Below are 12,124 nucleotides of genomic sequence, written 5' to 3' on the forward strand. Positions count from 1 at the left end.
GTCTGTTGCTTTTATTTAATTAATGTAAATGCTCCTTTTTCGGTTACGGTATGGTTGTAGAACGTTTTTGCACTAAGCTTAAAATAGTAATTGCCATTTTCTGCATCGAGATCTTTTACTTTTCCATTCCATCCGTGAATATTGGTGCCGGTTTCAGAATATATAACGCTTCCCCAGGTGTCATAAACGTCTAGGGTAATGTTGATTAAACCAAGAAATACGGGCGCAAATGTATCATTGAATCCATCATTATTTGGTGTAAAAGCGTTTGGCATTGCAAGTTTGTATCCCTTTTCAATAATTAATGTACTACTGTAACTGTATTGACAGCCAAAAGGATAACTAACCAATTGTTTAATTGTATAAGTTCCTTCTCGTGTATAAATGTGTTTTGGGTTTTCGTCATCTGAAAAATTACCGTCACCAAAATCCCAGGATACATGAGTGAAATCGCCTGTGGCTAAGTTTGTAAACAAAACAGGGTCATAAATGGCATATAAACCATAAACATCTTTACCATAAGAACTGGTGGAAAAATCAGGTGTGCCTAAAACTGGTTTTGTAACATTATGACCAACATCGGCAGTACAGCCAAAACTATCGGTAACAGTAAAGATGATTAATCCATTATTGTCGGTTTTCATTATCTCACCGTTTGTGCCGGAAACTGTTCCGTCTGACCATTTTAATGTATATGGCGGAATTCCTCCTTTAACATGACCAACAAATGTTTGATCTACAAATTTCGTATCGCAATTAAAATCGGTTAAAACTTCGATTGTTGGGGTAAGCTGTTCAAACCGGATAATTTTAAAAGTGTCTGATTTTTTACAGCCTCTTGAATCTGTTACCGTGACAGTATAGTTGTCGGGCGTTAATTCACTTAAATCTTCTGTTTTGGCACCATTCGACCAAGCATAAGTATAAGGAGCTGTACCACCAGTTACCACTAAATCTATAACGCCGGTATTTGCTTTAACGCAATCAAGAGGGTTCGAAACATCGCCTCTTATTTCTAATTCAAGCGGATCAACTACAATAAATTCTTGTTCTATTACACACGATTTAGCATCGGTAATTTTTACTTTATAGGTTCCTGCCCCCAGATTATTTCGTTCAATTCCGGCGGTAGAACCATCACTCCATTCTAATTTAACGGGTGCCTGACCACCAACAAGATTTAATCGGATGTGCGCATCATTTGCACCGTGACATGAAATATCTTTAAAGTCGGGATTTATCAGAAAAACAGGTGCATCATTAACGGTGATAGGGAATTGTTTTGGACACCCTAATGCGTCTGTTATTGTAATTGTGTACATTCCTGCAGACAAATTAGGCTGTTCCATTCCGGTTCCTAAGTTGCTCCATTTTATAATATACGGATCTCCCGTTGCAAAAGGAACTCCGCCTGTAATACCATTAATTTTTATGGCTCCGTCTTTAACATTATAACAGGTTAAATGGGTTACGCTATAATCTAACTTAATTTCAGGATTTTGAAGTATGGTTACGGATAATGTAGCCGGACAGCCGGAATTATCTGTAACGGTTAAATTATAAGTTCCTGCATAAAGATTTTTTAAATTTTGAAGATTACTTCTAAATCCGTTTGGTCCTGTCCAGCTGTAATTATAAGCAGGTCTTCCTCCCGATGCAAGCACGGTAATTTCGCCGGTATTATATCCATAACAGTCAATAATATTAACCGGAGCAGCCAATTTTACTTCTAATAATGGCGGTTCAATAATTGTAAAACTTGTTCCTGTTAATACATTACAATTGTTAGTTTCGGTTATTGTTACCTGATAAACTCCTTTTTCTAAATTAGATATATTACCTGAGTTCACATTATACGGAGCTCCGTCTTTTGTCCATACAAAATTATAAGGAGGTGTTCCGCCTGTTACATAAGTATTGATTGTTCCATTGTGTAATCCAAAACATGTTATATCATTTTTACCCTGACTCGCGATTCTAAATTCTCCAGGTTCAGAAACATAGTAAGAAGTATTAAAAGGGCATCCTCCATTATCTGTAATTGATAAATAATACTGACCTTGTTTTAAATTAGAAATATCCTGATCTGAACTTGTAAATCCGTTAGAGCTTGTCCATGATATTATATAAGGTTTTCCTGTTGTAAATGGTGTTCCGCCACTAATTATTAAACTGATAGATCCATCATTAGAACCATAACAAGTGCCATTTTTTATAGTTTGAGCTACTTTTATTGTTGGTTCTACGGTTACTGTAATTGTAAAATCCGGTCCCGGACATACATTTGATATTGGAGATACGGTATAGGTCACCGTTGCAGGACTCGCAGTATTGTTTATTAATGTCTGGCTAATGGTTGTTCTTGGACTAGATTGTGCAGTTGCACCACTAATTGCTCCGGGAGGAGAAACTACAGGGGTTGACCATATATAAGTAGTTCCGGCCGGTACATTGTCTGTGCCGTTACTAAATGGTGTAACCTGAAAAGAATTACCGCTACAAATTTTGGCTGTTTTGGCTGTAATAACAGGAGAAAGAACCATATCTACAGAAAAAGGTCTGGATACTTCTGTCGTACCACAACTGTTAGTAACTCTGAAATAAGCGACATAATTACCGGTTGTTGTATAGTTAATTGCTCCCGGATTCAGTGATGTAGAAGTTGCAGGTGTTCCACCGGGGAAACTCCATTCATAAGTAATTTCATTGCTTGGAGAGCATGTTTCTTCTACGGTTCCAACAGGATAAATGGTTGCCGATTTACAAAAATCTGAGATTGGTTTTAAGGAAATAACGGGTTTCTTTTTTACCTGAATTGTCTGTGTTGTATAGTTATAAATTCCGCAAGAATTAATTGTTCTTAGCTGAACGTAGTATGTTCCCGGATTTATAAATATAAAAACAGGATCTTTTGAGTATGCATTTGTTCCATTTGTAAAATACCATTGTGCTGAAGTTGCTTTTCCGCAGAATCCTTCATAATAATTAGTAACGTCCCAATAGTAGCTTGAAGCGCCGCAACTTAAATTTGTATCGGTAGTATTGGTTATTTGAACACCTTCTGAAGCACATGCATTTGCATAGGTGAAACTTGGCTGTAATACAGGTTCAACACAAATAAATTGAGGAGGAGGTGTGATTCCAACTCCACATGGTGTTGTAGCGTTTAGGGTAACTTTATATGTTCCGGGTGCCGAATAGGAGTGATATGGGCTAACTTCTCTGGAGGTTGTTCCGTCTCCAAAATCCCAGGTATAAACATTGAACGTACTACAGTCATTTGTATAACCGGCATAGGTTGAATTACTGAAATATACACTTGAATTGACGCACGCAATAGCTGGTACATAATAACTTATTACCGGTACATCTAATATTTTTATAGGTCCGGCTGTAAGATCAGTCTGACCGCAACTTGTTCTTATCGTTAAGTTTACAGTACTTCCATTTGTATTACAATTGGCTCTTGTGTATTTGTGTGGAATTGGAAAGTTTTGAGAAGCGGGCGGGTTTGCAGCATTATAATAAACAGAACTTTCTAATTGTGCCTGTGTGTAACTTTCAAATGCACCATCACCAAAATTAACCTCATATCTGGTATCAGAAGGATTAAGTGCCCAGGAACCAATAGCAAATTGCATTGGGTCTACAGGAACACATAAATTCGTCGTATTTCCAGGGGCAATCAAGGCTCCGATTGGATTATTAGAATTTTTAACTACATAAGTAATAGCGTTGTTGCAGGTACTGTTTCCAATTCCTGTAATAACCATATTAAAAGAACCCAGTTTTTGGTACTCATGCGCTCTGGGAAAACTCACATTAATTTCTGAAGAACCATCGCCCCAATCTATATTGTAAGAAGTAATACAGGCAACAGAAGCAGAATTATTATCGACATTAATGCTGTATTTAGGATTTGAATTGTTATCGCCACATCTTTCAAAAGGCTTTGCAGCTCCGGGATTATTAGCGTTTATAAATTTTAAATCTGGTTTTTGTTTTACCAAAACTGTTTTTGTTACAGCACTTACATCGCCGTTTGCATCAGTTACGGTAAGTGTTACGGGAAAACTTTGAGTTCCGCATCCCAGTGATGTAAAAGTATGACTTGGATTACTGTTTGTAGATGATGTTCCGTCACCAAAATTCCAGCTATATTTAAAAGGCGCCGTACCTGTTATAACGGGATTAAAGGTAATAGGAGTACCTGAACATGAACCGTCATTGTTAAAATTAAAATCTACTGTAGGCGGTAAACTTACATCTGTTGCGTTTTTAATAATTGGGAAACTTTTCTCAATTCGGTTAAAACTATAAACCGAAGAAGTAATGATTAAAAAAAAATGTAAGTATAAAAAGTAAAGTTTCCCCATATAAAGTTCAATTATTAAAACGGGTAAAAATATGTTTTTTAAACAAGGTAAGATTATAAAAACCTGTTTTTTTTAACCTATTTTTCTGAATAATATCTAGTCCTTACTTATTGTCAGAAACTACTTAGAATGTGTTTTCATGCAAAAATGTTAAAACAATAAAGTTCGTGATTTTTCTTACTATATGTTTGGTTGTTTCCGCATCCATTTTGCTTTTAGTTTAAATTTTTCAAATGCACAATTCTACTAATCAAATCACACTATAGTAATAACCTTACATGAGTTTATAATTATTTTTTAAATTTTTAACTCTTTTAAAGCCAGTCCATGATAAAAAACAAATAATATCATTAAAAATTAAGATGCAAATTTATAAGTATTTATATAAGGAGTTTCTCTGTTAATAACAGCGAAAACTCTGCTAATAAGTTTGCATCTAATATTATTTAAAACCAACATTGGGTTTTTACCTTCCATTTTTTTCTTATTGTAATATTGCTTTAGTTGTGGATCATATTTTAATGTTGTCATAGCACACATTTGCAATAATGACTTCATTTTTTGTCTGCCATAGCATTGATTAAGTTTTGATTTTAATTCTTTAGATAAAATAAATTTTATTTTGAGTAAACATAAAAATAAAATTTTCTGCTTACAAAGCAACTTTATTTTTTTATAGGTATTTAAGTATTAATTTTTTGATTTGATTTAGTTTGAAATTGCTTAAATTAAATTGGATAGTGATTTTATTTACAAGGGTTTTACATGTTAATATTTATATTTGTTAATAAAATGTCAAAAAATATATATTAGTATAAATCTGGTTATTAAAAATAAAATTATATCATTGATTAGAATTATGTGTAAAAAATACATTATTAATAAAATTCGTCTTCAGTTTATTAGTAATACTCCATCACAAAATAAAATAAAATGAATAAAAAACTACTATTAATCTACTTGTCTTTTATTGACATCTTTGCTAGTTATACACAACTCCAACTAGAAAATTTTAATTTTTTACTTCCTAAAGATTACGAATTTAAAATGTATCAAAGTGATATACTACTTACATGAACTCTAAGTGTGCATCATAAATAAATTAATGCTGTCATTTTAAGCAAAAACAGTTCGATAATATCGAGCATGAAATATTCGTGTTTCTTATCAATAAATAAATTCAAATTCATGGCCAAGTACATTTTATTTTTATTTACTCTACTGTTACCCATAACAATCTTTTCACAAACAATAGCAAATCCTTATACTTCAACAGAAGAAAGATTTAAATCTCCACAAATCCATCTTTTAAAAGAATTTGTTGATCATCCTGTAGACCTTTCAAGAGGATTAGTTGATGTTAGTGTCCCAATATACGACATTCAATTTGACGATAAAACTATACCCGTAAGTCTAATGTTTCATGCTTCTGGATTAAAAGCTGATGTTACTGAGAATGGAATGCTTGGTCTAAAATGGGCTCTAAATGCAGGGGGGTTTATTAGCCGAGAGGTAAGAGGTTACCCGGATGAACGAAGACCTCATAAAACCATTCCTGGTTTATGGTATACTCCAGATTGGATGACTTTGTATGGGGGAGCGGGAGATAAAGGTTACTTTAATAACAACCCAATTTTTGAAGGACTTGGTCTGCCGGATTTAGGAAATTATTTAGGATCAGATTATAATGGGAAACGGGGAAAATATGAAGATACTGAATATGATATTTTTACATTTTCTTTACCAAATGGACAAAGTGGCAAATTTATCTTAAAGGACGATAATGGAATAAAGTCAGCCTCATTCATGCCTTATAAGGCTTATAAATTGAACAGTCAACCTGTGGTTGAGTATGGTGTTTATAATAAATTGGCTTATATTAAATTTGAAATCGTTGATGATCAAGGGTATATCTATTGTTTCGGAACCAGTAATTCAGGTAAAGCCTATTATGAGTATACTACAAATTACGATTATATTAATTCCTGGCATTTAACTTCAATAACTTCCCCAAATAAAAAAGATATTATAACTTTTGATTATTTAAAGACAAGTATAATAACAAAGAGTGAACTAGTGCCTGTAGTAATTAATGATAAACTGGATAATTTTGTCAATTATTTCAATATGGAAAATTGCCCAGGGGCAACATATAATTCTTCTCTTTTTAATGCATTAGAGAGCATAATACATAATTCTCGAAGATATTTTGTAGAAAATTACAATGTATATCCCTATATAAGAGATGAAACCTGCTATTTGAGTAAAATTACTTATAATAATCTTAATGTGGATTTTTCTTATAATGAAAACACTGGGGATGTTAATCTTTTGATATTGAGTAATATTAAAGTATTTGCTGATAATAAAATAATACGAAAGGCTGAATTTGATGTACATCTAAGTGAAAATCCAATTGGAGGCTCAAGTCCAAATCCAAGTTACTTAAATGCTGTTAACATCAAAGGATCGACGAATGAAATAATAGAAAAATATAGTTTTGATTATTATTACTTTGACAAAATTCCTTCTGTAGACAAATTATCCAACCGTGCCGATTATTGGGGGTATTACAATTCTCAGGTTGAAAATGTAATACAAAAAGACACGGCAGAGATTTTTTTTACGATTCCAAGTTGTATGGGTAATACGTCTCAAATATTTCAAAGAGAAATTGGCAGTGGTAATAACAGATATAGTAATGGAGAAGACATGAAAATTGGCATGATTAAATCTATTACTTATCCAACTGGCGGAACAACAACTTTTGATTACGAAGCCAATCGATACAAGAATGATGATATAACGAAAGAATGTGGAGGATTAAGAATTAAAAGTGTCATTGATAAAGATAGGAATGGAAAGGAACTTAAAAAAAGAACATTTACATATGGTGAAAATGAAGATGGAATAGGTAAAATTCCACCATATCTTAAGCCTGATAGAATTCTCTTTAATGCTTTTGAAGAAAAACAAACTACTTATTACATTAAGGATAACAGAATATTTTTGGATAGTAGTGGGATGCCATATTGGTTTAATGATTTTGGAGAAGGAAGTTATAGAACAAGGTACATAACAGGTTTTTTTCCCGGTAGCTTCTATACTTTTTTATACAATCTGGTATCTTATGATAAGGTAACTGAATACTATGGAGACAGTAGTAATAATATTGGTAAAATTGAAAATTATTATGAGACTAATAGTCCTGTACGTAATGATTATGAATTTGATACACGCTTTTTTGAATTTCAAAAGGACAAAATTGCTGTTGATCCTTCTAATTTTTGGTACGGTAATAAAATTTATAAAAAAATTGAATATAAAATAGAAAATAGACTTTATTACAGAGTAAAACAGACCGATTATACATATGTGCCAAAAATAGTAGATGAATTTGTTGATCTTTCCATATTTAAGTTCCAGGATTTTATTGGTTATGATTTAAAAGACGGAAAACCATCTATAAGAACAGCCACTGAAGAATTGGAGCGAATTATAAATAATCCAGGATCATTTTTTGGTTATAAAGCTCAGAAATACACGATTGGATCTGAAATCCTGAGTAGTGTTAGAGAAGAGTCATTTTTCAAGAATGGCAAAAGTATCGTTCAGACCATTACTAATACATACGATAACAATAAGGCAACATTTTTAAAAGAAAGTACCACAACGAGTTCTAAAGGAGAGAATTTAACGCAAAAGTTTTTATATCCTTTTAATATTAATACAGGGGTATACAGTCAAATGACACAGGCCAATGTTATTTCACCATTGATTGAAAAGGTTGCATTAAAAGGAGATAAGGTAACGGGCAGTGCTTTACTTACCTATAAAAAGAGTGATGATAATTTTGTGCCGGATCAAAATCTTATGACAGAATTAAGTATTCCTGTTCCTTATTCAGGATTTATGAATTTTAACGGATCAGGCAAAGATTTGCATTACAATGCTAATCCTGAGATTACCTATGATCTTTATGATGATTATGGCAATCCAAAACAAATTACATCAAAAGGAAAAATAACGACTTGTTATGTATGGGGATATGATAAGAAATATCCAATAGCAAAGATAGAAAATGCAGCATATACTGCAGGTTTGCCAAATAGCATTACTCCAACCCAACAAACACTTATAGACAATGCAATATCTGCAACAGTTAGTGAGACTACCTTGCTTACAGAAGCTAATCTTATAACCAAGTTACAGCTATTAAGAGAGGGTTTTCCTATCGCTATGGTAAGTACATATACTTATGACCCTTTAATAGGAATTACAAGTATAACTGATCCTAGAGGCTATACTACATATTATGAATATGATGTGTTTGGTCGCTTGAAACAAGTGAAGGATAAGGAAAGTAAGATTCTTTCTTCAAATAATTATCATTACAGAAACTAGATAAGAAGTCAATTAAAATCATAGAATATGACAACGCAAAATCATTTTTCAAAATGATATTAAAGAATAACAATAAAAAAACAACTACTAATTTAATCTAAACCATAAAATGAAATCAAAACAGAAAAGACTAAAAATGTGCAAACTGGATTAATACAAAACTGACACATTTAATATTTCATTAATTAGAGCATTTATAAATAATTCGAATTCATGGTCAAATACATTTTATTTTTATTTACGATACTATTACCAGTAACTACCTTTTCGCAAACAATTGCAAATCCTTATACGTCAACGGAAGAAAAGTTTAAATCTCCGCAAGTACATCTTTTAAAGCAATTTGTTGATCATCCTGTAGATCTTTCCAGAGGATTGGTTGATATCACCATTCCTATATATGATATAAAATTTGCAAATCAAACAATACCAATAAAACTGATGTTTCATCCGTCAGGGCTTAAAGCCAATGCTGCAGAGAATGGAATACTTGGCTTAAAATGGGCCTTAGATGCAAGTGGTTTTATTAGCCGGGAAGTAAAAGGAATTCCAGACGAACAGAGACCACATAAACAAGGAATTACAACATGGTACACACCTGATTGGATGACCTTATACGGAGGAGGGGCAGATAGAGGTTATACTAATAATAATGTTGTTTTTAGGGATAATTTAGGATACCTGGATGGATATCCGTGGAATAGTCAGGGAAAATATGAAGATACAGAATATGATATTTTCACTTTTTCTTTGCCAAATGGACAAAGCGGAAAATTTATTTTAAAAGATAATAATGGGGAAAAATCAGCATCCTTCATGCCTTATAAACCCTATAAATTAAATAATCCTGAAGTTGGATTTGCATACTCCAACAACCAATTCTATAAGTTTGACATCACTGATGATCAGGGATATGTCTATAGTTTTGGAAAAAGGGATTCGTATACATATTGTGAATTTGATATAGAAAATAAATACACTAATTCATGGATGTTAACTTCTATAACTTCTCCAAATAAAAAAGATGTCATAACGTTTGATTACATTTTGACAACTACCGATGGAAATAGCCCACTTACACCGCTAACAATTAATGATGATCTGGATGATCCTAATGGCAATTATTATTTTGAGGGACAATGTAATGTAAGTGCTGATGGAGCTCTTATGGTGGCATTAAAAGATATATTATGGGAGCGTTCAGGCTATTTAAATAAAAATTATAATCCTGTTCCGTACCATAATAACAGTTTTTATCAATTAACCAAAATTACATACAATAAATTAGTTATAAATTTTATATATCCTGGTAACGGAAAATTAAATAAAATTGAAATATTAAATGATAATAAAATATTACAAAAGGCGGAGTTTAATATAGTGAATAATGAACAATCATATTTAAATTCTGTCATTATCAAGGATCCAACTGATAATATAGTAGAAAAATATAGTTTTGATTATTATCATTTGGATAAATTGCCATCGGTACAAAATTTAGCCAACAAGGCTGATTATTGGGGCTATTATCAATCTGAAGTCGAAAATGTAATATTGAAAGATACTGTAAATATTTTGTTTAACCAACCAGGTTGTGCTGAAAATCAAGTAATATTCCGGGAGGAAATAGGAAGCGGAAACAACAGGTACAGCAATGCGGAAGACATGAAAGTTGGGATGATTAAATCTATTACTTATCCAACAGGAGGAACAACAACTTTTGACTATGAAAGCAATCAATATAAAGATAATTCAAATACAATCAGGCAATGTGGAGGATTAAGAATTAAAAGTATTATAAATGAAGGCAAATATGGCAGCAAAGCCACAAAAAGAGAATTTACCTATGGTGAAAATGAAGATGGTATAGGTAGAATCCCTTCTTATCTTACGCCTGATGTCGCTATCCGTAATTCTTTTGAAGAAACAAGAACAATGTATCTTATTGATGACGATACTGATCCAAATATTGGTTATTCTAAGGGAACTTATAGAAGCCGTTACATGAGCGGTTTTTTCCCAGGCAGTTATTATGCTTTTTTATATAACATTGTAGCTTATGATAAAGTAACAGAATACAGTGGTGAGATCGACAATAATATAGGTAAAATTGAAAATTATTATTCGATTAACATCCCATTAAATTCTGATTATGAATTTGATTATAATAGTTCTAGCCATCAAAGATATATCATTGATCCTTCTTCTTTTTGGAGAGGCAATCACTTATCTAAAAAAATTGAGTATAAAAAGGACAATCAAATTTATTCCAAAGTAAAAGAAACGGAATATTTATATGAAGAAAACACAATAGATGAAATCTATGATCTTTCGATATTAAAGTTTAAAAATGTTGTTGGGTATAAAACTTCCGGAGATACTCCACACTGGTCTGCAATAACTGAATTACAACTCATAAAAGATCATCCTACTGAGTTTTTTGGCTATAAAACCCAAAAATATACTATTGGCGCAGAAAATCTAAGTTCTACAAGAGAAGAAGTGTTTTTTAATAATGGAAAAAGTATCGTTCAGACCACTACAAATAAATACGATAACAATAAACCAACATTTTTAAAAGAAAGCATTACAACAACTTCCAAAGGAGATAATTTGACTCAAAAGTTTTTATATCCTTTTAATATTAATGCAGGAGTATACAGCCAAATGACACAGGCCAATGTTATTTCTCCATTAATTGAAAAAGTCGCATTAAAAGGAGATAAGGTAATAGGCAGTTCTTTGCTTACCTATAAAAAGAGTGATGATAATTTTGTACCGGATCAAAATCATGTGACAGAATTAAGTATTCCCGTTCCTTATTCCGGATTTACGAATTTTAACGGATCAGGCAAAGATTTACATTACAATGCTAATCCTGAGATTACCTATGATCTTTATGATGATTATGGCAATCCAAAACAAATTACATCAAAAGGAAAGATCACTACTTGCTATGTATGGGGATATGATAAGCAATATCCAATAGCAAAGATCGAGAATGCCGCATATACTACAGGTCTGCCCAATAGTATTACTACAGTCCAGCAAACACTTATAGACAATGCAATACTGGCTAGTGTTGGTGAGACTACTTTGCTTACCGAAGCTAATCTTATAACCAAATTACAGCTATTAAGAGAGGGTTTTCCTGATGCTATAGTAACCACTTACACTTATGATCCGTTAATAGGAATTACAAGTATAACAGACCCTCGAGGATATACTACATATTATGAATATGATACGTTTGGTCGTTTGAAACAAGTGAAGGATAAAGACAGCAAAATCCTTTCTTCGAATAATTATCATTACAAAGAACAATAAAAAATGATAACTGTGCT

At 32.3% G+C, this 12,124-nt stretch carries 4 protein-coding genes; 2 read left to right on the forward strand and 2 right to left on the reverse strand.

Features of this window, described 5'->3' with window-relative positions:
• Positions 1-11: 11 nt before the first annotated feature.
• Both OLM54_RS20665 and OLM54_RS20670 read right to left on the reverse strand, forming a co-directional pair.
• Positions 12-4,376 (reverse strand): PKD domain-containing protein, encoded by a 4,365-nt coding sequence (locus tag OLM54_RS20665; RefSeq protein ID WP_264536418.1) that lies wholly within the window; start codon positions 4,374-4,376, stop codon positions 12-14.
• A 357-nt stretch (positions 4,377-4,733) separates the two neighbouring features.
• Positions 4,734-4,934, reverse strand: a complete 201-nt coding sequence (locus tag OLM54_RS20670; RefSeq protein WP_264536419.1) for a hypothetical protein — start codon at positions 4,932-4,934, stop codon at positions 4,734-4,736.
• A gap of 630 nt (positions 4,935-5,564) precedes the next feature.
• Here OLM54_RS20670 and OLM54_RS20675 point away from each other — a divergent pair.
• Positions 5,565-8,780 carry an RHS repeat protein gene (locus OLM54_RS20675; RefSeq protein ID WP_264536420.1) on the forward strand — a complete coding sequence of 1,072 codons (3,216 nt, stop codon included), beginning with the start codon at positions 5,565-5,567 and terminating at the stop codon, positions 8,778-8,780.
• 213 nt (positions 8,781-8,993) lie between these two features.
• On the forward strand, positions 8,994-12,107 hold the full coding sequence (locus OLM54_RS20680) for an RHS repeat domain-containing protein (RefSeq protein ID WP_264536421.1): 3,114 nt from the start codon (positions 8,994-8,996) through the stop codon (positions 12,105-12,107).
• Positions 12,108-12,124: the final 17 nt, after the last annotated feature.

The sequence above is a fragment of the Flavobacterium sp. N1736 genome (assembly GCF_025947065.1).
Classification (GTDB): Bacteria; Bacteroidota; Bacteroidia; order Flavobacteriales; family Flavobacteriaceae; genus Flavobacterium.

Excerpts from the sequence above, each read along its gene's own strand:
- OLM54_RS20665 (WP_264536418.1), bottom strand. The coding sequence starts at position 4,376 with ATGGGGAAACTTTACTTTTTATACTTACATTTTTTTTTAATCATTACT.
- OLM54_RS20670 (WP_264536419.1), bottom strand. The coding sequence starts at position 4,934 with ATGAAGTCATTATTGCAAATGTGTGCTATGACAACATTAAAATATGAT.
- OLM54_RS20675 (WP_264536420.1), top strand. The coding sequence starts at position 5,565 with ATGGCCAAGTACATTTTATTTTTATTTACTCTACTGTTACCCATAACA.
- OLM54_RS20680 (WP_264536421.1), top strand. The coding sequence starts at position 8,994 with ATGGTCAAATACATTTTATTTTTATTTACGATACTATTACCAGTAACT.